This window comes from Pirellulimonas nuda (assembly GCF_007750855.1).
Classification (GTDB): Bacteria; Planctomycetota; Planctomycetia; order Pirellulales; family Lacipirellulaceae; genus Pirellulimonas; species Pirellulimonas nuda.
On record NZ_CP036291.1, the window covers coordinates 5,502,320 to 5,523,501 of the forward strand.

Annotated in this window: 16 protein-coding genes; 7 read left to right on the plus strand and 9 right to left on the minus strand. The window is 64.8% G+C overall.

Features of this window, described 5'->3' with window-relative positions; genetic code table 11:
• Positions 1-7: 7 nt before the first annotated feature.
• The 8 genes from Pla175_RS21400 to Pla175_RS26245 all read right to left on the minus strand — a co-directional run bounded on the left by Pla175_RS21400 (position 8) and on the right by Pla175_RS26245 (position 8,778).
• On the minus strand, positions 8-1,060 hold the full coding sequence (locus tag Pla175_RS21400) for a DUF1559 domain-containing protein (RefSeq protein WP_145290384.1): 1,053 nt from the start codon (positions 1,058-1,060) through the stop codon (positions 8-10).
• The gene (locus Pla175_RS21405) at positions 1,050-1,433 is read right to left on the minus strand and encodes a hypothetical protein (RefSeq protein ID WP_145290387.1); all 384 of its coding nucleotides are present in this window, start codon (positions 1,431-1,433) and stop codon (positions 1,050-1,052) included. Before Pla175_RS21405 ends, Pla175_RS21400 begins: the two co-directional genes overlap by 11 nt.
• A gap of 37 nt (positions 1,434-1,470) precedes the next feature.
• Complete coding sequence (locus Pla175_RS21410) at positions 1,471-3,426, minus strand: beta strand repeat-containing protein (RefSeq protein ID WP_145290390.1); 1,956 nt, start codon at positions 3,424-3,426, stop codon at positions 1,471-1,473.
• Positions 3,427-3,486: 60 nt separating this feature from the next.
• Complete coding sequence (locus Pla175_RS21415) at positions 3,487-5,055, minus strand: FecR domain-containing protein (protein WP_145290393.1); 1,569 nt, start codon at positions 5,053-5,055, stop codon at positions 3,487-3,489.
• 1 nt (position 5,056) lies between these two features.
• Positions 5,057-5,617: a sigma-70 family RNA polymerase sigma factor gene (locus tag Pla175_RS21420; RefSeq protein WP_145290396.1), complete on the minus strand. Its 561-nt coding sequence runs from the start codon at positions 5,615-5,617 to the stop codon at positions 5,057-5,059.
• Positions 5,618-5,733: 116 nt separating this feature from the next.
• Positions 5,734-6,468, minus strand: a complete 735-nt coding sequence (locus tag Pla175_RS21425; protein ID WP_145290400.1) for a PEP-CTERM sorting domain-containing protein — start codon at positions 6,466-6,468, stop codon at positions 5,734-5,736.
• A 271-nt stretch (positions 6,469-6,739) separates the two neighbouring features.
• Entirely contained in the window at positions 6,740-7,081 is a 342-nt protein-coding gene (locus Pla175_RS21430; protein ID WP_145290403.1) for a hypothetical protein, read from the minus strand.
• A gap of 1,523 nt (positions 7,082-8,604) precedes the next feature.
• Positions 8,605-8,778, minus strand: a complete 174-nt coding sequence (locus Pla175_RS26245) for a hypothetical protein (protein ID WP_197527046.1) — start codon at positions 8,776-8,778, stop codon at positions 8,605-8,607.
• Between the two features lie 796 nt (positions 8,779-9,574).
• Between Pla175_RS26245 and Pla175_RS26250 the strand changes: the two genes are divergently transcribed.
• On the plus strand, positions 9,575-9,715 hold the full coding sequence (locus tag Pla175_RS26250) for a hypothetical protein (protein WP_197527047.1): 141 nt from the start codon (positions 9,575-9,577) through the stop codon (positions 9,713-9,715).
• 61 nt (positions 9,716-9,776) lie between these two features.
• On the opposite strand, the gene Pla175_RS21435 is transcribed toward Pla175_RS26250, so the two are convergent.
• Entirely contained in the window at positions 9,777-11,204 is a 1,428-nt protein-coding gene (locus tag Pla175_RS21435; RefSeq protein ID WP_145290406.1) for a sulfatase, read from the minus strand.
• Positions 11,205-11,484: 280 nt separating this feature from the next.
• Here Pla175_RS21435 and Pla175_RS21440 point away from each other — a divergent pair, with 280 nt between their 5' ends.
• From Pla175_RS21440 to Pla175_RS21465, 6 genes are all read left to right on the plus strand, one after another.
• On the plus strand, positions 11,485-12,291 hold the full coding sequence (locus Pla175_RS21440) for a GntR family transcriptional regulator (RefSeq protein ID WP_197527048.1): 807 nt from the start codon (positions 11,485-11,487) through the stop codon (positions 12,289-12,291).
• Positions 12,292-12,454: 163 nt separating this feature from the next.
• Positions 12,455-13,240, plus strand: coding sequence for a LamG-like jellyroll fold domain-containing protein (locus Pla175_RS21445; RefSeq protein WP_197527049.1), 786 nt, complete (start codon positions 12,455-12,457; stop codon positions 13,238-13,240).
• A 295-nt stretch (positions 13,241-13,535) separates the two neighbouring features.
• Positions 13,536-15,200, plus strand: coding sequence for a PEP-CTERM sorting domain-containing protein (locus Pla175_RS21450; protein ID WP_145290417.1), 1,665 nt, complete (start codon positions 13,536-13,538; stop codon positions 15,198-15,200).
• 85 nt (positions 15,201-15,285) lie between these two features.
• Positions 15,286-17,166, plus strand: a complete 1,881-nt coding sequence (locus Pla175_RS21455; protein WP_145290420.1) for a LamG domain-containing protein — start codon at positions 15,286-15,288, stop codon at positions 17,164-17,166.
• Positions 17,167-17,237: 71 nt separating this feature from the next.
• The gene (locus Pla175_RS21460) at positions 17,238-20,168 is read left to right on the plus strand and encodes a hypothetical protein (protein WP_145290423.1); all 2,931 of its coding nucleotides are present in this window, start codon (positions 17,238-17,240) and stop codon (positions 20,166-20,168) included.
• Positions 20,165-21,154: a DUF1559 domain-containing protein gene (locus Pla175_RS21465; protein WP_145292243.1), complete on the plus strand. Its 990-nt coding sequence runs from the start codon at positions 20,165-20,167 to the stop codon at positions 21,152-21,154. The genes Pla175_RS21460 and Pla175_RS21465 overlap by 4 nt, the downstream gene beginning before the upstream one ends.
• Positions 21,155-21,182 lie beyond the last annotated feature (28 nt).

A 21,182-nucleotide genomic window follows, 5' to 3' on the forward strand; every position in this document is an offset into this window, starting at 1 on the left:
GGCGCAATCAGTAACCGGATACGACTTGCTCGTCGTTCCGGATGCCCAGGCGTTGGTAAACCCCGAGTTCCGAGGGATTGATGAGCGTCATGATGTCGGGGTTCTCGATCGTCATCCCGCTGCTGCTGCCGTCGAAACCGTCGTTCGCGCCGGCGTCGCTGTAGTCGATGTCTTCGGTAATGAAGTGGACCGAACCGTCGCAGAAGGAGAACACGGCGCCGCCCGGGTGCAGGCTGGCGAAGCCTTCGCCGCACCCGTCGGTGATGGGGCAGGAGGTGTCGGTGCAGGGGATCGACAAGTTGAGGGGTTCACTCACGCGGCCGGTGCACATCGACGGCCCCGCCGCCGAGCGGCCACCCTGGTTGATGGTGCCGACCCACCAGCCGGAGTTGCAATTGTCGAGCCCGTGACGTTCGCCGATGGCGAACGTCTTGCTCGAGCCGTCGATCAGCTTGCGGAACGACACCCTGGGGGCGTTGGATGCGAAATAAATGCCGTTGTTGTCACGGTCGGCTCCGGCGTCGAGCCAGCCGCTGACTGCAATGTAATTGGCCGCGCCGGCCGGGTCGTCGTGACCCGCCTTGCCGATGTCGGTGCGCCGCCAGGGGTTGCCCGGCTTGCCGATGAGCGCTTCGCCGGTGTCGCTCGGGCAACGGAATGCGGGGAGCTCCTGTAGGAAGATCGGCCGCGTCGTCGGGTCCTTACGAGCCACCTCCATGAGTCGGGAGGTGACGCCGAGCGTATCGTGTAGCGGCGCCTGTTCGATGTCCGGCAAGATCAATGCCCCCCAGCCCCAACCCTCTCCCTGCGTGTTGGATCCCTTCACGCGGTTAACGTAGCCCGACGGGAACGATTCGGCCCGGTCGTGGTAGTTCAGGGTCGCCAGCGTCAACTGTTTTAGGTTATTCACGCACTGCGATCGCCGCGCGGCTTCGCGTGCGGCCTGAACCGCCGGCAGCAGCAGCGCCACAAGGATACCGATGATGGCAATGACGACCAGCAACTCCACCAGGGTGAAGCCGCTCAAGCGCCGGGTCGGCCGGAAGTGGCTATGGGACATCAATCACAAGCTCCGTGTTGGAATCGTTGATATCAATCTGCGTCTCGTACGTCGGGAACAGGGGCTTGCCGAAAGGCCGCATCTCGCTGGGGGGCGAACCATCGAACCCGTCCACCACCACGCGGTGCGGGCCGGCCACGGCGCCCTTGCCGCTGGGCGTCTTGAACTTGCCGTTTTGGATGACGCCGATCGTCGCCGGGCCGCTGTTGCCCAACGAGTGGTCCGGGCCCAGCATTACCGTGCCGCTAGGAACCGGCGCTCCGTTGTGCTTGACCTCGCCCTGGATGTCGAAGCGCTGGAGCCCACCCCCGCCGCATCCGGCGATGGTTGCGCCAAGCACCGTCAGCACCGAGGCGCCAAGATACCGTTTCATTTCTGCTAGCTCCAAAGGATTGAACGTGCGATGAACGCTAGGCGCGGTGCGGCCGCACGGCCGTCGAACAAACCAAGAAGACCAGCACCCCGAGGGCAAGTGTGCCCGGCTCCGGCACAGCGCTCCCGGCAGCGATGGCCCCGCTGGCGGGCTGCCCAAAGTTGTTCTTCCACTGGTCGTAGTATGCGGACGTCACCGGCGCACCTAGGCCGCCGTCGTTCGGCAGTGCGTTGCTGGTGTTGAGGTTGTCCCGCCACACGGTGTAGTCGGCCGCGTCGACCACGCCGTCGTTATTATAGTCGCCCGGAGTGCCGGCGCTGACGGTCAGTCCGTCGAGCGTAATCTGCGTGCCAGAGACGGAGAGGCTGGCGCCGACCGGCAGGTCGATCACATTAGCGAACGCGTTGCCGACCAGGGAGCCGCCAGCAAAGTCTGCGACGACGTAGCTGGACTGCGAAGGTGACGCGATGTTCAGATCGAGCGTCAAGCCGGTGATGTCGAGCGTGCCGTCCACCGTGATGAGGTCGGCGGTTGAGCCGCTGATATTGTAGGCCAGGGTTCCGCCCGTCCCCTTCATCAGCGCGTTGTCGGTGATGGTGATGTTGGAGTTGTCCAACGAGCCGCTCAGGTTAACGGTCAGCAGGTCGCTCCCTTGAAACTGTGCGCCATCGATCTGCGTCGAGTTGAGATAAGTGTTGGCGCCGGAGAGATTGACCTCGGCCGAGGAGCCCGCCTGCAGCGATCCGGCGGCGCCGGTCTGCTGACCGCCGACGAAACGGACCACCGAGGCGGCGTCGCCGCCGCTGATGTCGCCCCCTAGGTTGAGCGTGGCTCCCTGAGCGACGCCGGTGTTGATCTGAGCGATGACATCCACCTGCTCGGCCGACTTGATGGTGATATCACCATTAAAGTCTGCGCTGAAGCTGGCGATGGTGCTGGCGCCCTGCACGCCAAGGTTGCCGGCATAGAACTCGATCGGGTTGTCGATGACAATCGCCCCTCCGTCGACGTCGAGGAACGGACGGAGCACGCCGGTAGCGGTCGCCGCCACGTTGCCCAACTGCACAATGGTCGCGGTGTCCCCGAAGGCCTTGTTTGCCCGCACTTGCAACGCCGTGTTGCTGAGTATCGCACGCCCATTAAACGTACTGTCTAGGTTGGTGTTGTTCAGGATCTGCAGCCCGTCGGCGAAGGTCAGCTCGCCAGCGCCGGTTATCGGCCCGTTGTAGAATGCGTTGACATTGAAGCTGCGAAGGATGCGAGCGCCGTCGCCAGAGGTGACATTGATCTCATTCTTCACGATACGCTGGGCGACGGCTCCTGATGCAAGCCGTAGCTCCGACGCGGCAGTCGAGCCAGGCGTGCCCAGCGTGACGGCGCCAATGCCCAATGGGCCTCGCGTGAACGAAGCGTCAGTGGGGATCGTCGCGTTGACCACTAGCGACGAGTCAACGATGGTCAGCCCGCCGGAGAAAGCGCTGTTAGGGGGTGAGCCCCCGTTCATCGCAAAGCCTCCGCCGCCGGTCAGCACTAGCTCGCTACCGCCGTTGTCGTCGATGCGTTGGTTCAACTGAAAGCGGACCGTGGCGTTGTTGGTCATCGTGGTCGAGGCCGACAACAGCTGCATCTGGCCGGCCAACATCAGGGTGCCCGCCGCGTCTGCTCCGACCGTCACTCCGCCGGCGCCCAGCTTCCAGGCCGGGTTCGCTGCGTTGACCGTGATGTTGGCGTCGGCGCCGTCGGTGAATGTGATGGAGTTCACTGTAGCGGCTAGATCGGGCGTCGCGGTCCCGGTGGCCAGCGCGCCGAACACCACGTCATCGCCATCGGTGAAGCCCGCTACCTCATCGACCCAGTTGGCGTTGGCCGAGAACAGGTTTCCGGCGTCTCCTCCGTCCCACTCGACCGTGACAGCAGAGGCCGAGCGCGGCGAGAGGCTAATGAGCAGAACGATCCCAACACTCAACAACAGATTATGGCGACAAATTGACATCTCAACGTTCTCCGGATCGATAAGTGGAAGAGGTTACGGACATGGTGTCCGCAAGCTAGCTCACTCGGCGGGGGTTAGCTGGACAATAGAAAAATTCCAAGCGAACGAGTCGTAGCGGCTCGAACTGTTTGGCCCGATCGCGACGTAGATGGTGTCGCCCGATTCGAGGCCCGGCAGGTCTACGTCGAATGCGAGGTTGTTCGTGTCGTAGCCGGTTCCGCTGAACGCGGGGTCGTGGTGATCCACGTGCACCACCACGTCGATGCCGAACTCATTATCCCTGATAATCTCGTCAAAGCGGCGATCGTCCAGACGGCTCAGCCAGCTATCGACGATGGCGTAGTCGCCCGATTGGGGCACCGTGAATGCCGCGACTGGCCCGTGGTCGTACCGATCGACTTCGGCGGTCTTCGCGTCAGGGCCTGGGTGACCGCCGGTCTCGCGGAGGCACAGCGACTTGGCCGGGGGGGGCGCCGGGAACGGGCCCGAGCCGGCCGTCGTGTAGCCCCACTCGCCGTTCCAGCGCAGGTCTTGATAGTGGTCGGGATTACCCAGCGGTCCCCGCGCGTTCCACAGAAAGCGCCATGATGGGGCCGGGGTCCGCTGGTCGAGCTGGGTGGAGCGGAAGTCGCGGCGGAAGTTGGCGACAAGACGCGCCCCCTGAGATGCGCCCTGGGTCGCGACCCGACGCGTGAAGCTGTCGGGGTTGAGCTCGTTGTCCGCCCGCACCAGCTCCGTAGCGCTGGCTCGCAGCGCGGCGCCGGCCAGCAGCCGTTGATTCTGACCCGGTCGACCACGCGGGGCGACGATCACCTCGCCGTCGAAGACCACCACATCGCAGCCGCCGCCGTGCCGGGCGACCACGCCGAACTCCGTCCCGAGGTCGAGGATGCGGGCCTCCTCCGTGCGCACCGCAAAGCCGATCGCGTCGGGTGGAACCTTGGCGGACAGCCGGCCGGCGATCAGCAGCACCTCCATGTCGGAGACCAGCTCGAGCTCGGCCGGGCCCTCGATCACCAGTTGGGCTCCGCTGCGAAACGCCACGTCCGCCAACCCGGACGCCAGATTCATCTTGGCGCCGGCGCCGAAAGTGGTGCCACGAGCTAGGTCCTGAGGGCCGTCGCTCCACACGGCGTGGTCGTGGTTGTAGAGCACCGCGATGGTGTCGACCGTACGGGGCTCATCCGCCCGATCTTCGGAGGCAGTCGGCGACGCCTTTGGCGGATGCTCCCGCACGATCTGGGCCGCGACACGTTCAGAGGGCGCCCGCCATTGAGGGATCCAAACCGCCAACGTTAGCGCCGCGGCAAGCGCTGCAAGCCACACCCAGGGGCGAGACGCACGCGCAGCGGCTCTTTCCCAGGCCACCGGCTCCGCCCGCTCGACGGACGCTGTCGGCAGGCTCAGCAGGTCTCCAATCAACCGGCTGTTGGCCCGACGCGCCCGCATCGCGAAACGGATGTCTTCATCGACACACACCCGCTCGATGAACTCGGCGCGTGCGTCGGGCCCGGACAGCAGCAGCGCCTCCAGATCGGTGACTTCGCGGGGGGTAGCTTCTCCGGACAGGAACCGATCGGCCAGCAGCAACAGACGGTCGGGGTCGTGATTGAGTGGGTCGTGGCTCATGCTAAAAGGACTCCAACGAGAGCGAACGCCTGATGCAATCTTGGAGCAGGTCGCGGACCCGCTTGAGCGAGTTGTGAACGCTTTGTGGGCTGCGTTGGAGCGACCGGGCGATGTCCCGCACGGCGACGCTCTTGGAATAGCACTGCTCCAACAGTCCGCGGTCCATCTTCGACAGCTTGGCGACGCATCCCGCCAACGCCTCGCGGCGAGCGTCTCGATCGCCGTCGGACATTTGTTGCAGCGAAGCGACCATGAGCTCGTCCAGTTGATCGCTCAGCACCAGCCGATGCGTCCGGCGCTTCCGCAAGAAGTTTCGCGCTTCGAGCCGGGCGACGCCGCAGGCCCAACCGAAAAAATCCCGCGTGGCGTCGAACGCGTCGTACTTGCGCCACAAGACGATGCTGGTCTGCTGCAGCACGTCGTCCGCTTCGTCCATGTCCTGAACGATCATGTGGATGTAGCTGTAGAGGCGGACGTGGACTTGCTGCAAACGCTCGGCAAACTCGTGCTCCTTGCGGCCTTGGTTTTTTGAATGTTCTGGTTTCAGAGTGAAGACTCCCATTGGCGTTGCAGCGGGTCTGCAACTCGGACTCGCTAGTTGCCGCCTGGCCGCGCCGCCGGCCCCACTGCCCCGGGGGCCGGCGGCGCTAGTGATGCCCCCAACCTTCCGACGCTTGTTCAGCGCAACCTGCGGCGCGCCAGCACCGCCCCCGCCAGCGACAAGCCCAGCAGGCACGCAGCCGTCGGCTCTGGAACGGCAGAAGAGGAGGTTCCGATGAATCGAATCGCGTCGACCTGAAAGTTGTCGTTGCCCGAAGCGGTCGCTTCGTAGAACCCCAACCGAAGCTTGCCGGTGCCGCTGGCGCTCCACGCGGTCGCGGAATCCGTCGCGGTCAGGTTCTCGGAGGTTACGTCAATCGAGTAGGTGGTGATCGGGTCCGCCCCCGACTGCACGGTGATGGCGCCCCCGGGGAGGATCGCGGTCGTGTTGTCTGGCTTGCGGTACATGAAATCCCAATTGGTTCCGGCGCTGTTCGATGCACGGACATCGATCTCTACGCTCGTGATCGTGTAGGTCGCTCCGGCGGCGGCAAAGGCTAGGTCAACATCGAACCGAGTAGGCGCCCCAAAAGTCGATGCCGTGTGAAGATCGGGATTCGCCGCGGCGGCGCCGGTGGCGTCGTAGACCCAGGTAGAAGTTCCGCTCGCCCCCCCAACCGCCGAGAACGCCGTGGCCCCGAACGTGACTGCCGGGTCAACTACGGTGAACTGTGCGTCGGACGACGCAATGACGCCAACCGCCGAGCCGCCGGCGCCAGAAAAATCGACCTCAACCAGGATCGGGGCCGCATGGACGGGCCGCATCACAACCACGCAGATAGCGGCAGCTAGACCACAGGACAGCAACTTCATTAGACAACTCCCAGATGAAAGACCGCAGACAAGCTTCGGAACCGACGCCGGCCGAGCAGAAGAGCGGCGTGCAGTTACAGGTCGTCTGAAATCCTCAAGGATTCATCTGAAAACTGTGAAAACCTTCAAGGAAGCCGAGATACTGCCCGGCTCTGCCCAACAAACGCCGGGTCCCAAGCAGCACCAACCCTAGTGCGGCAAGTCGCAAATCCGGCGATTCTGGAACCGGGGCGCCGCCGACCGCGGCGAGAGAATCCCCATGGCGGAGCTTCTAGAACTCGTGGGCCTGCTGCTCAACCACCTCATTGGCGTCACCATCGGCTCCAGCGCCGGCCAAGTTCGGAGCATCCCCCAGCGCGTCACGCCACGTCGGGTAGTCGGCCGCATCGACGCGCCAGTCCCCGTTGTAGTGGCCGGGCAGCGAGGTAGATGCGAGCAGTCGCACCTCGAAGTTATCGATCGGCGCAAAGAACTCCTTGCCGCTGTCCGCTGCCGATCCGCCTACATGAGTACGCAGGCTGAAAAAAAGTTCGTCGCTGCTGAATACAACTGCTTTATCGGTGAGCCTGGCGACGCCGTCGAGACGCTGTCTACTAGCCTTCGCTGACGGCAAGTAGCGCAAACGGGAATCCCGTTGGACGCAGGCTTTGACGACTTCTACGGATTCCTCGGCGGACAGATCAACTCTTGGCCTGGGGCCGGACGGGCGGCTCGCAGACAACAGAGGTGTCCGCAACACTCGTCCCAACCAAGGCGCCTTCACGGTTCCGGTCGGTCCCGTGAAGCACCCGCATGGATCACGGCTCACCTCTACGTCTCGACCTTCGACCGTCAGTGATAGCCCCTTGTAGTGCGTGACCTCTCGACCGACTCCGCACGTAGTATGCGACGGACGTGCCTCGCCTCTGGCCAGCTGCGCAGGGGAGGCGGCTACTGCTTGGCCGAGGAACGGATTCTACGCCACCGGGCGGCAAAGGCGGCGGCGCCAGCCAACACGCTGCACAGGCCCAAGCCCCTCGGCTCTGGGACCGCAGACAGGTCGGCCCGCCAAGCCTCAACCTGGCCTGCTGGGTTAGCGCTGTAGCCGACGACCACCTTGCCGTTGGCAGAGACGCCCGTCGTTCGTTGCAGACGTCAATCTGGGAGGTCGACGCCTTCTTGGTGTAGGGAAGCGGCCGGCCTTGGCAAGCTGTCGCCCGCGGTCGCTGCGGGTCCCATCTTACTTGCAAGGAAGCGGCCTGCGCCCTCGGGTCTCGGCCGGAGGCCCTGTGGGCTGTCAAGACGCTCGTGCAGGGGTAGGTCCCCCGAGGGGTCTCCCACCAAGGGCCACACGGATCTGGGCCCAAGGCTCTTTCCATGGTCGCCAACGGCCAAGTTCCTGTACCCCAGACACGCCTTATCCCTCTACTTCTAACTAGTAGACTATTAATAAGAGGACCCGGCGTATGCGGCGTGCACGGTAGGCGTGCATGGCGTGAACGGTAGCTACCGCCGCAGCAGCCTGGGGAGGACTAGCTGCGGCACATCAGCGGGCAGGGTTGCCGCAAGCCACCATTCGGCAGCCGCGTCGTTGCGGGTTGGGCGGCTAGTTGGCGCCCGCAATCACTCACGCTGAGCGTGGCCCGGCGCACCCCCGGCCCCCAGAGCCCCATCAGGGGCCCCCACGCGCCCTCTGTGGCGCAGTTGGGCCCTAGTGGGGCTGGGAGGGCGCTAGGCCGCCCCAACTCGCCTATGCGCGCGCAGCGCCCTCAGGGCGCACGTCCCATCGTCGGCCCCCGCTGTCCAGTCAGCGACGCCCCATTCAGGGAGACTGCTGCCTCGCGGCCCGCATCGCTGGTGGGTCGACCGCAGATCGGCAGCAAGGGAAGGGAGCTGCGGGCGTCGATTTTTTCTGTGGGTGAGGCTTCGTTGCGACAGCAACTCCAGAAGCCTCACTCTTCTGGATTCTGGAATATGGGTCACCGGTGGTACCTGGAAATGGACACTGGTGGTACTTGCTATTGCTCACTGGTGGTACCTGGTCGCGACGCAGTTGAATGGCGTTAGCCGGCCTCATCACGCGATACGGCCTTCGGGCGCCTCCGCCGCGTAGAGCCCCCCCCCCGAGATCCTCGGCGGCGCCCGGGGCGTCGCCCCCTACTCTGACCCCTGGGCGGTCGCGTCTGCTAGGAACCGGTCGCACTCTTGGCGGGTCGCTTCCGCGGTCTGGTTGATCAGCAGCAGCACCTCGTCCATGCGGGCGAGCAGCCTAGCGTGCCTGCTGGGTCGGAAGAGGAGGAAGCGTCTGACGCGTTGTAGGAGCTGGGGCATGGGAGGGCTCTTGGAGAAGGGGCTGGAGACGTGCCTGATTGTGGCTCAGCTGGGGTCCCGGTCCGATAGGAGCTGCGGCGGATTCTGGCGGGTTTAGGGATAAGCCGTGCGGAGCAGCCGGCCCCTTGGGCAGCCCAACGACGCATCGCGTCTGGCGGCTGCTGGGGGGAGCTGGGGGGCGAGAGAGCATCCACGCAGCGGCACGCGCGTCGGCATGTGGCATTGCCAGCCATTAGTCGCTGGGCGGACCCGTGCGAGCCGCAGTCGGGGCCAAGTCGCAGAGGTGTCCTTCCAGAAACCACACCTCCTGCAGTTCGGCCGAGTCCGTAGCCGCCCGGGGTGTGGCGCCGTCGAGCTCAGGCGACCAGTCGGCACTCCTACGACGGAGAGCTGCACCTCCGCGCGTGTGAGCAGGCGAGGATGGCCCAACCTGGGCGGATGGTTCGGTCGGGGAACTAGCCCAGCATGACACCGCCTTTGCACTCACCATGCTTCATCTGAGTGGCCTGGAGTGATACACCGCCGGAGCAGAATCGGCGAGGCAAGCATCGCGAGGTCCGTCGCAGAAGTGAGTTCAGGAACGGCCACGCTCTTCGGCTGACCGGCCGAGGGAATCACGGCACCAAATCCCGCCCGACAAGTCTGGCGCCGGTCCGCACGGATCAAGACTCTGCCGACTTCGTTGGGGGGCCGAAGTGGCTAGCGACCTACACCGGCGATGGCGTCATCTCGAAAGCGGCCTACCCCGAACTCGCTCGGGTCGTGAAGTCGCTGTGGGCGCCGGCGATTGATCTGAATGAACGGATCGGAGGTCGCTCTGCCGCCCCTTTCTACCGTGTGTCCCGACGCGTTCGGCATGGGCTATCGAGCCGCCCAAACGCTCGATCGGCTCATGAAGGGGTTGTCCATCGAGCAGGAGACCGTCCTGGGGCCCTGATTGAGGACATCGCAAGGCATTCGACAGAAGCCATTGCTATCAGCGACGCGGACCGGTCGGCTCACCGGCTTGGCGGATCTCGGTCGGCTCCGCTCGGCCGGGCAAGCCGCGCACCCACCGAGTGTAGGTGGTCCATCAGCGTCTGCTTCATGGCACGCGCACGCTCTGGTTGTTGCGGGGTCAAGTCGGATTGCTCGCTCGGGTCGTCGCGCAGGTTGTAAAGCTCGGTGTTCTGATTCTCGTAGAAGTACAGCAGCTTAGTGTCGCCGACGCGGATCGCCGAGTGCGGAGGGTTCACGGTGCGCATGCTGTTGGTGTCGACGCCGATCCCACGCACCAGCCCGTCGGCCCATTGCTCGGGGACATAGTAGGGGAAGTGCCAGTATAGTGGACGCTCGTGGAAGCTTTCGCCAGACTCTCCGCGTAGCAGCGGTACGATGCTGCGGCCATCGAGCGGCGTCCGGTCGTCGGTCTCTGCATCCGCGATCTCACACAGCGTCGGCAGCAGGTCGTAATTGATCACCGGGGCGTCGCACACCCCGCCGGGCTTGGTTACCCCCGGCCAACGCACCAGCATCGGCACGCGGATGCCCCCTTCATAGAGGTTCCACTTGCAGCCGCGCAGCGGCGCCATCGTGGAGAAATCTGGGTGCCCTCCGTTATCGGACGTGAGGAGCACCAGCGTGTTGTCGGACAACCCGCACGCATCGAGCGTGTCGAGCACTTGCCCCACGTAGTGGTCCGCAAGCTCGACAAACGCGGCGTAGCGCACGTGCGCATCGCTGGCGTCCGGGCCTAGCTTCTTTCGGTGCTTGCCGATCATCCACGCCGCGGACACGCGGACCGGGTCGTGCACGTAGTAGTGCGACAGGAACAAGAAAAACGGCTCGGCGCCGCTGCGTTGGCGTCGCAGGTATCCGACCGCCTCCTCCGTGAGTTGGTCGCGCGGGTACTCGCCGGCGGCGTACTCGGCGCCAGCCGCGGGGGGCCCCGCGTAGGGGTGCGAGCCTTGCTCGTCGATCGCCTCGTCGAACCCCTGCTGCGCCGGCCCGTGTGTCGGGCTCCAGCCCAGGTACCGCACGTGGTGCTGGTTCAGGTGCCATTTGCCCACCATCGCGGTGCGGTATCCGGCGCCTTGCAGGAGTTCCGCTACCGTTGTTGTTTCCAGCGGCAGGTTGCCCGGGAACGGCGGGGGCGTGAGCGGCCACGACGTCGAGACGCGGTCGTGCGGCCACTTGGTGACAAACTCGAACCGCGCGCGCGCCGGAGATTGCCCCGTCAACAACCCAACACGCGACGCGGAGCAGATCGCCGCGGACGCGTAGGCCCGGGTGAAGCACATCGAGCTGTTGCGGAGCCGATCGATGTTCGGGGTCTCGGCCCGCTCGCCAGCGGCGTAGCCCACGTCTTTCCACCCCATGTCGTCCATGAGGATCAGCACGATGTTGGGGCGGGCGATGTCCGCGGCAGCGGCCCGCAAAGCCGGCATGCTCACGCTCGCCGCGAGCGCCAAAGGGCAAAGCAGCCGCGCCCCCTGCGCCCATGGGCGGCCAGGGCGTGCGCGGCCAGATCGAGGGTTTATTTCCACGTGTATTGAACCTTACTCGATTGCTGGAAAAGACGCGGGTGGCCCGCGCGTGGCCGAGCCGAGACGCGGCTTATCCGCCGCGCGACCGGCCTCAAGACCGAACTTTCCGAATTCTTCGTTAAAGTTGTTGACATCGGAACTGTGCCAACCTAGATTGGATTCTACTGGAATTCCAGCTCCTTTGTCGGAAAATCTCTTCGAGGCGTGGCTCATGGCGACGGCCGATCTGACATCTCAAGCCTATCGTCATCTCCACCGTCGGTTGGTGTCGGGAGAACTCCCCGCCGGCACGGTGCTGTCGGAGAACAAGCTTGCTGCGGAGATGGGGATCAGCAGGACTCCGGTAGGGGACGCGGTTCGGCGGCTGGCCGCCGAGGGGCTTGTGGAGCAGGTGCCTCGCTACGGGACGATTGTGAAAACCATCTCCCTGCAAGACATCGAAGACGTGTACGAGCTGCGCGAGGCGATCGAACCTTACGCCGCACGCAAGGCGGCGAGCCGCGTCTCCGCGACGCAGCTCCAGCAGCTCGAGGTGCTGTGCAAAGCGATCGACGGGCTCTCGGCCCAGGTGGACGCGGGCGAGTGCGAGGAGCTAACTGGCGAGATGCTGAGGCGGTTCCTGGCCGCGGACCTGGCGTTCCACATGTTGATAGTCCACGCCGCCGCGAATACCCGAATCTTGTCAGTGGTGGAGAGTACACGCGTGGTGTCCCAAGTGTTTCGGATACGGCGGACACGCCACGATTCGGCGGTAGTGCACGCGGCGTGTAGCCACCACAGGAAGATACTGGCCGCCTTAGCGGACGGGGACGGCGACCGGGCCGCAGAGTGGATGCTCAAGCACATCAGCCGTTCGAAAGAAGAGACGCTGGCGTTCCACCAGCAGGCCACGGGGGAGCGGGTCCCGGTGAAGTCGGAGTTTTCACTGGAGCTCGGCGACGACATCCGAGCGGAGCTCGAGTGGCTTGAGCGAGACGACGCGGAGTAGGCGGAAGCGATCCGCCGGCGACGCGCCGAGATAGCGTAGGGCGTTGCAGCGGCTGCGGCCGCCACGCCTCTTGAGTGCACCTTGTTACTTATCTACTCGAACTGGAGGGCTAGTGATGCGATTCGACCTGTCTTCGTGTGCGCGACTGGGGAGGGGAGTCCTCGTGGCGTCTTCCCTAATCTGCGTTGCGACTGCTGGCGCCGAGGCGGCCCTGATCCGGCACTGGGCTCTGGACGAGGCGAACCTCACCGACCCAGGAAACAACACGTACGCCGGGATCATCGATTCCACCGGAAACAGCACCGGCGCTACATTGTTCGGCTACAACGCCGGCAAGGATATGGCCGCGCTCGGGGTGGTTAATGTCCCTGGTCCGACGGGCTTTGGAACGGCTTACAACTTTACCGAAGTGCCTGGCGAGAACGCCGGGATCTCCGGCGTGTTCACGAACAGCCTCGACGCGATCCCGGCGACGGGCGACTTCTCGCTGCAGGTCGTGATGAACTCTACGAACGTTGCGGGCAACTCGAACCTTTTCTCCAACAATAATGGCCAAGGGGGTCGCGCAGGGCTGCAGACCGATGCGAGTGGGAATCTATTCTGGTTCCACAACGGCGGCGTCAATATCACTACTACCGCGAACGTAACCGACGGCGCCTGGCACATGGTAGGGATCGCCAGGGAGGGGACTCGGTTCGACCTTTTCGTCGACGGCGTGATTGTCGGCACCGGCGATTCGGCCGGGGCGATCTCCACGGCTCAATCGTGGATGATCGGTCGTCAACGCAGCTCCGGCGGCGGATACAACGGCCTGGTCGCCGACGTGAAGATTTATGACAGCTACCAACTCCCCGGGGCGCTGGTGCCCGAGCCCGCAGGAATCGCGCTGCTCGGCTTGGCGGCAGCCGCGATGGCGGCTGGCTCCAGGCGGGGCCGCATGGTGAGCTAGAGCGACAGTTTGCATCGTGCGGGGCGTCCGGCAGCGGGCGTCGGCGGGCGTCTCCGCCGGTGCGAAGCGTTGGATATCGCGTCTGACTTCTAGTGTAGTGCGTCACTTTTACCCGATCATATCGATCGCCTTTTTTGGCACTCAGTTTCAGCCGCAGTCGCAAAGCTGTCCCGAAGAGACCTCCGCGGAAAAGGTCACGTCTGATTGATGCAGTACACTAGTTCGTTTCTTTTCAACACTCGGTTTCACAAGTTCATGTCAGCGTCGGCCCAAAAGCGGCTGAGGGAGAATTTCCATGTCGAGTAATCCATGCGCCGTATTGCGTATGCTGCATCGGGCGGTAGGGACAAGTTATTGGGACCAACTACGCTCGGCCGCGTTGGCGGCGGCGGTCGTGACGTACTGCGTCCCCTTCACCCACGCGCAGACGACCGTCCTCGTGGCGGATTCGCTCAACAGCCGGGTCGTAAGCTACAACGTCAACGCCAGCAACAACTGGTCCGTCAACGGCATCTTCGCCCAGGCAAGCGACGGATCGGGTCTGAACTCGCCGGGGCCGATCGTTTACGACAGCGCCACCAGCACGGTCTACATCGGCGAGGTCAACCAGGGTGGCGCCGCCCGAATTTTGAAGTATAGCGCGGCGGGCGTGTTTCAGGGGGTGCTTACCACCTTTGGCGGGGAGATCCCCGACAGCCTAGCGATCGCGCCGGACGGCAATTTGTTCGCCTCGAACCCGTTCGGCACCAACGGCTTCGAGAAGGACAACATCTACAAGGTGAACATCTCCACCGGCGGTTTCAGCGAGTTCATCGCCGAGCCTGACCCGCTCTTCTTCCCGAACCCGACGTACCGGCTGATCAACCCGCGCGGACTTGCTGTAGCGGGTAACACGCTTTACGTGGCCAACCGCGACAGCATGGGCACCAGCACCGGCTCGATCCTGCGGTTCGACGCCACGACCGGCGCCTACCTCGACGCTGGGATCGGCGCCGACCCGCTGACAATCAACGACGACGTGTTTGGCAATTTCGACAACCCCATGGCGCTGCACTTCAACGCGTCGACCAACACGCTCACGGCCGGTGTATTCGGAGGTGGGCAGGACCTTTTCGAGATCGATCTAGCGGGCTCTGCGGCGTTTGCGCCCCCGGTATCCCCGACGAATACACCCGCCGAGGGAGTGACGAAGATCTACAATCCCAGCGACACCGGTTCGATCCTCAGCATCGACGTGATCGGCGGCCAGACCTATTGGAGCAGTTTCAACACGGGCTCGGTCTACCGCCTCGACGCGGTAGACACGAAAACGACAGTAGCCTCGGGGCTCGGCAACGCGCAAGGGATCGAAGCGATCCCCTTCCAGGGCATCGGCTCTGCGGAGCAGGAGTGGCAAGTCGATGACTTCGGGAACTGGGACGTCGGCGCCAACTGGCTGTTTGGCTCGCCTGACAGCGATGTCGCCCGGGCTCTGCTGGGGGGCGTGATTCAGGCGCCCGCCACGGTTTACATGGATGCCGCCAACACCGTGAAGTCACTGCGGTTCGACAACGCCAACAAGTACGCGGTCGCTGGCGCAGGGTCGTTGACGCTAGAGGCTGACACCGGAAGCGCCTTGATCACGGTCACCAGCGGGTCGCACGAATTGCAGTTGCCCGTGGAGCTCGGCAGCAACACCACTGTCAACGTTGCCGCCGGAACGACGCTCGCGTTCAACAACCTGCTGGTCCAAAACGGTTTCACGCTCACGATCCTCGGCTCCGGCACGGTCAACTTTAACAACGCCAGGGTCCTAGGCGGGAACCCCGGCAGCATCATCGCCGCACCGGGCGTGACGCTGTTGGGGGCCGCGGGGCTGGGCGCGCTCGTGGGGACCGCGGTCCCCGAGCCGGGCGCCGCGGCGTTGCTGCTGGCTGGCTGCCTGGCGGGGATTATCGCGCGGCGGCGGCGGGTCTGGTAGGCCAGGGTTTATGTACCAACTGATCACGTTCATTTGACAAGGCACTCATCACACACCGGCTGGTCCCGGGCTGGAGATCTTAACCATGTTTCGCAACACCTTGATTTGGACGGCAGCGACCGCGCTGGCGGCCACGCTGGGGAGTGAGGCGCTCGCCCAGGACATCACCACGGGCCTGTTGGGCCACTGGAAACTCGACGAGGGGGGGGGCGCCACTGTGGCTGCCGACTCCGTGGGCGCCAACCCCGGCGCCGTGCAGGGCGCCGTGACCACCGGGCTCTCGGGCCGCGTTGACAACGGCTACGTCTTCGCCGGCACGAACGCCAACCGCGTGCTGACCACCGCCACCGCGCCGCTGCTCGGGATCGACACCGGCCCGATGAGCATGTTCGGGTTCGTCAAGACGGCCGACATCGGGACGATTCAGCAGCACATCTTCTCTGGGAACAACGGCGCCGCGGGGCGCTGGAACCTGGGCATTATCGACAACAGCATGGGATCCACCATCCCGGGCGAGCCGCCGGGTGGGGACGGTGTGGGCGAACTGTTTTGGTTCCACAACGGCGGGCTGGGGTTTGTGCACACCGACCTCGTCCTGTCCGACAACACCTTCCACTTGGTCGGCATCTCGCGTAGTGCGACCAACGACTGGACCGCTTACGTCGACAACACCACGTTCGCGCTGGGGAATAGCGCCGGGGCGCTGGGCGGTTCGGCGATCTCGTTCGGCGAACGCCCCAACGCGGGGCAGTTCCCCCTGGAAGGGACCCTCGACGACATGCGGATCTACAACCGGGTGCTGTCTGCTGCGGACATCGCCGCGTTGCTCGCCCAGCCGTCGCCGCCGCCGACCCCCAACCAGTGGACGGCCAACGCCTCGGGGAGCTGGCTGGGCGCGGGCAACTGGCTCAACGCAGTGCCCAATGGCACGGCGGATATTGCACGGTTCGGCGCCATCCCCAGCGCCGCGAACATCACCGTGGTGGTCGACTCGGCCGTCACCGCGAAGGGGGTCGCCTTCAATAGCGCCACGACAAGCTACATCGTCGCCGGCACGCAGACGTTGACGCTCGATTCCGACACCGGGTCGATCAGCCTCGGTGTGGAGCAGGCCGGTTCCCACGAGTTCCAAGCGGCAGTGAGCGTCAACGACGGCGTGACCGCGAACATCGCGGCCGGCGGCCGGCTCGATTTCAACAACGCGCTCCGCCTCAACGGTCAGACGCTCACCAAGAGCGGGGACGGCACGCTGAACATCAACAACCAGCTCGGCAGCCTCACCGGCACGGTGAACGTAACCGCTGGTGCCTTGGGGGGGACCGGCAAACTAGGGGGCGCCCTCAACAATCAAGCGGGGGGCACGGTCGCCCCGGGCGCCAGCGCCGGCAAGCTCAGCGTCAGCGGCGCCTACACCCAGGCTGCTGGGGCGACGCTCGCGATCGAGCTGGGGGGCACGGCGGCCGGCCTGTTCGATCAATTGGCGGTTGCGGGAACGGCCGGACTGTCCGGCGTCGTCGACATCTCGCTGATCAACGGCTTCACCCCCGCCAACGGGGACAGCTTCGAGATTGTCTCCGCGGCATCCACGCTGACCATGACCGGCCTGACGCTCGCGGGTGACTCCAGCGGCTTCAGCCTGGTGAAGACTGGCAACAGCCTGTTCTTGAACTTCGCCGGCGGCGGCGGGGTCGCGGGCGACTTTAACGCGGACGGGTTCGTCGACGCGGCGGACTACACGGCATGGCGCGACCGCCTTGGCTCGAACACTCCCCTGCCGAACGACAACGGCCTCGGCGTGCCGATCGGCGCTCAGCACTACACGCTCTGGAAAGGCAGCTTCGGCAACCCGGGCGTCGGCGCCTTGGCCGCCGGGTCCAGCCCGGTGCCAGAGCCCTCCGCGGCGTTGCTGTTGGCGGCGGTCGCGGGAGTGTCAATCCTGGTGACCCGTCGGGGAGGCGTCCGTTGATTAGCTTCTGCTTTCGCCCGATACGCGCCGCGCGAGCGGCGGCATGCGCGGTGAACCCGCGCCTCGCAACGGTGCTCTGCGTCTGCGCCCTGGCCGTACTCACGCCCGCGGCCCAGGGCGTGGCGCAGGACTTCTCGCAGGTGCCGGGCACGGTGGTCAACCACTTTCCAAGGTCCTCGGGAGAATACGTCGGTTCGCCGTCGATTGTGATTCTCCCGAACGGGGACTACGTGGCGTCGCACGACCGGTTCGGTCCGAGCTCGTCGTTCAACACGTCGTCCAAAACCGAGGTGTTCCGGTCGACCGACCAGGGGCTCACCTGGTCTCCGTCGGCAACGCTGCAGGGCCAGGCCTGGTCGAACTTGTTCACCCAAGGGAACGACCTCTACATCATGGGGGTCGACAAGCTGTACGGCAGGATCGTCGTGCGGAAATCAATCGACGGCGGATCGAGCTGGACCAACCCCACCAACGCCGCGAACGGCTTTCTGACGTCCGCCAACGGCTACCACACCGCGCCGATGCCGATGGTAGAGCACAACGGACGGATCTGGCGGGGCTTTGAAGACACGTCCAACGGCGGGGGCTGGCCGCGGCACTTCCGCTCGCTGGTGATGTCCGCCCCGATCGGCTCCGACCTGCTGGTTGCGTCCAATTGGACCCTCAGCAACGCGCTTGCCAGCAACACCTCGTGGATCAACGGCGAGGTGAACGGCTGGCTGGAAGGGGGCGTCGTGGTCGACCGCGACGACAACCTCGTCAATCTCCTGCGGGTCGACAACCTGTCGGTTGCCGCTGTGGTGCGGGTCGACGAGCAGAACCATTCCGTATCGTTCAACCCCGATCAGGATTTTGTCGACTTCCCCGGCGGGGCCACCAAGTTCGCGGTCCGCTACGACGCCGCGTCGGACCGCTACTGGACACTCTCCAACCCAGTGCTGCCGCAGTTCCAGGGGAGTTCTCCAGGGAGCACACGCAACGCGCTTGCGCTTATGTCCTCCAGCGACTTGAGCGATTGGGAGGTCGAGTCGGTCCTGCTCTACCACCCCGACCGATCGAAGCACGGTTTCCAGTACGTCGATTGGCAGTTCGATGGGCAGGACCTCATCGCCGCGTCGCGGACCGCGTACGACGACGGGCTGGGGGGCGCCGCAAACTACCACGACGCCAACTTCCTCACCTTCCACCGGGCCGACGACTTCCGCACGCTCTCCCCGTCGCACGCGCTGGTGGCCGACACGGGCGCGGATCGCATCTTGCGGTACCAAGCCAATGCCGCAGGGGAGTGGGTCCCGCTGGGTAACTTCATCAACAGCAACGCCCCCGGCGCGGCGCTCGACGCCCCCATAGGCCTGCTGCAAGACTCGCAAGGGTTTGTCTACGTCGGCGAGCAAAAAGACGGCGGACGCATCATCAGGTTCGACGCCGGCGGCAATTTTATCGATGTCGTGGCGACCGAAGGGGTAGATTTCAGCGGACGCCCGGAGGCCCTAGCGCTCGGCCCCGACGGCAACCTAATCCTTTCGACCGCTTTCGGAGCCGATTCGGACCGGATCTTCTCGATCGACACGGCGAGCCGTGCGGTCGCAACGCTGGTGGATACTGCCTTCGCGGGGGGGAGCCTCGACAACCCCCGAGGGATCGCCGTGGACGACGCAGGAACGCTGTACGTGGCCAACCGCGAAGGGGACAAAGTGCAGAAGTTCAACGCCACGACCGGCGCCTTTCTCGGCGATTTGTGGAGCATCGACAGCCCGCAAGGCTTGGCCTGGGACACCAGCGGCCAACGGCTGATCGCCTCGGCGTTGTCGAGCACCGACCTGTATGAGGTGAGCCCAGACGGCGTTGCGAACAAGCTGTACGACCCCAGCGACATCGGCTCGGCGTTGGGGATTCAGGTGATCGATGGCGAGGCGTTCTGGACGGACTTCCAGAACGGCCGAGTCTACAGACTCACTGCCCAGGACCAGAAAGAAACCGTCGTCAGCGGGCTCAGCGGCCCGGGGCACGTGCTCGGCGTTGCGGCCCCGCAAGAACGGACCTGGCTAAGCGATGGCATCGGCGTGTGGCGCGACCCGACGAACTGGTCGAGCTACTGGGGGGTCGCCAACACCGCGGAAGAGATCGCGGTGTTCGGGCCGGGGATGACCGCGGATCGCACCGTGGTGCTCGACCAAGACGTCAGCGTGGGGGGGGTGCGACTAATCGGCGAGAATTCGGTCGCCATCGCCGGGCCCGGCGTGCTGCGGCTGGCCGGAGTGCCGGTGCAGGTGTTTGGCGGCGACCATCAGTTGCAGGTCGCGGTGAGCCTGCTTAACGAAGTTCGGGCGGATATCTCGGCCGGCGCCAGCCTCGCGGTCAACAACCAACTGAGGTTGGGGGGCCACGACCTGCGCAAGACGGGCGAGGGAGAACTGACGCTCAATGGCGAGGTAGTCGCAGACGGGGGCGAGGTTCTCCTTGAACAGGGAACCCTCAACGGCAGCGGCGCGGTCCTGGGAGGGCTCTCCAACACCGGCGGCACGCTCTCGCCCGGCAACAGCCCGGGGCGGCTCTCCATTAGCGGCGACTACACCCAGGGCCAGCGAGGCGCCTTGGTGATGGAGCTCGGGGGAACCGACGCCAACCGCTACGACCAGCTTTTGGTTCAAGGCTTATTCACCGCGGGAGGGCTGCTGTCGGTCGAGCTGATCGACGGCTACACCCCCGCCCTGGGAGACTTTTTCGAACTAGTGTCCTTCCGCGAGAGCCGATCGAACTTCTCTTCCATCGACCTGCCGCGGCTCGACAACGGGCTCGCGTGGCGGCTTTCGCTCCATAGTCAGCCCGGCGTGCTTCAGCTTTCCGTGGTCGCCGTACCCGAGCCCTCCGCCTACGCCCTCAGCGCGGCGTTGCTGGGCGCCCTGTTCTATCCCACGCAGCACATTCCGACGCTGCGGCGACTTACTTTCCCCCGTGGCAAGATCCCGGGGCGCACCATCTTCTCAGGAGGCCGACGATGAAGAGGCACGCTTTTACCCTCGTTGAGTTGCTGGTGGTGATCGCCATTATCGGCATCTTGGTGGCGCTTCTGCTGCCCGCCGTTCAGTCGGCCCGTGAGGCCGCACGTCGCAGTCAGTGCGCGAACCAGATGCGCCAGATCGTGCTCGCCATGCTGAACTACGAGAGCAGCTACAAGGCGTTCCCCCCCGGCGCGGAGTTCGCGGTCGGACGGCCAAGGACCGACCCCGCCAACGACGGCGCCATGATCAGCTGGCACGCACGCATCCTCCCGCAGATGGAGGAGAACGCCATCTACGAGCAGATCAACTGGGACCTCGGCTACGAAGAGAACAAGGCCGTGTCGCTCAACGCCATCCAAGGCTTCTTCTGCCCCAGTGTTGGAGCGGAAGCGCAGAAGAGCATCTTCATTTCGGGCGTGGTGAACGGTCAGACCACTTACACTCAGCACTACAGCGGGGTCGCAGGCCCCCTCCGCAATCCCGCGGTGGGGATCAACGAGTACAGCCAAACCACCGGGTCGCCCCCCAACAACATTACCATGGCGGCGTGGGCCAACGGCGCCTGCACCAGTAGGTTCGGCGACCGCCGGGGCTTCGCGCAGCTCGGCGTGTTGTACGCGAACAGTAAGATCCGGATGGCTAAGATCACCGACGGCACTTCCAACACCTTCTGCATCGGCGAACGCCACATGGGCGAGACCGCCTGGATCGCCGGGCTCAGCGGCTTGTTTGCAGAACCGTGCGACACCGCGGGTTTTCGCAACGTGGAGTTCGGCATCAACCACTGCATCGACATCGAGGGGCAGAACAACCAGGGCCCCTGCCAAGAGTTCGGCAACTCCAGGCCGTTCGGCAGCCTGCACCCCGGGGGGTGCCAGTTCGCCCACTGCGACGGGTCGGTTCAGTTCGTGACTGAGGACGTCGACCTGGCGATCATCCAAGCCAAGTCGAGCAGAAACTTCGGTGAAATCATCAATGGAGGCTAGGTGCATGGACAGCAATCGGCGTTATCAT

Bases quoted from the DNA above. Each gene is read 5' to 3' on its own strand.
- Pla175_RS21400 (WP_145290384.1), bottom strand. From the start codon at position 1,060: ATGTCCCATAGCCACTTCCGGCCGACCCGGCGCTTGAGCGGCTTCACC.
- Pla175_RS21405 (WP_145290387.1), bottom strand. From the start codon at position 1,433: ATGAAACGGTATCTTGGCGCCTCGGTGCTGACGGTGCTTGGCGCAACC.
- Pla175_RS21410 (WP_145290390.1), bottom strand. From the start codon at position 3,426: ATGTCAATTTGTCGCCATAATCTGTTGTTGAGTGTTGGGATCGTTCTG.
- Pla175_RS21415 (WP_145290393.1), bottom strand. From the start codon at position 5,055: ATGAGCCACGACCCACTCAATCACGACCCCGACCGTCTGTTGCTGCTG.
- Pla175_RS21420 (WP_145290396.1), bottom strand. From the start codon at position 5,617: ATGGGAGTCTTCACTCTGAAACCAGAACATTCAAAAAACCAAGGCCGC.
- Pla175_RS21425 (WP_145290400.1), bottom strand. From the start codon at position 6,468: ATGAAGTTGCTGTCCTGTGGTCTAGCTGCCGCTATCTGCGTGGTTGTG.
- Pla175_RS26245 (WP_197527046.1), bottom strand. From the start codon at position 8,778: ATGCCCCAGCTCCTACAACGCGTCAGACGCTTCCTCCTCTTCCGACCC.
- Pla175_RS26250 (WP_197527047.1), top strand. From the start codon at position 9,575: ATGAACGGATCGGAGGTCGCTCTGCCGCCCCTTTCTACCGTGTGTCCC.
- Pla175_RS21435 (WP_145290406.1), bottom strand. From the start codon at position 11,204: ATGCCGGCTTTGCGGGCCGCTGCCGCGGACATCGCCCGCCCCAACATC.
- Pla175_RS21450 (WP_145290417.1), top strand. From the start codon at position 13,536: ATGTCGAGTAATCCATGCGCCGTATTGCGTATGCTGCATCGGGCGGTA.
- Pla175_RS21455 (WP_145290420.1), top strand. From the start codon at position 15,286: ATGTTTCGCAACACCTTGATTTGGACGGCAGCGACCGCGCTGGCGGCC.
- Pla175_RS21465 (WP_145292243.1), top strand. From the start codon at position 20,165: ATGAAGAGGCACGCTTTTACCCTCGTTGAGTTGCTGGTGGTGATCGCC.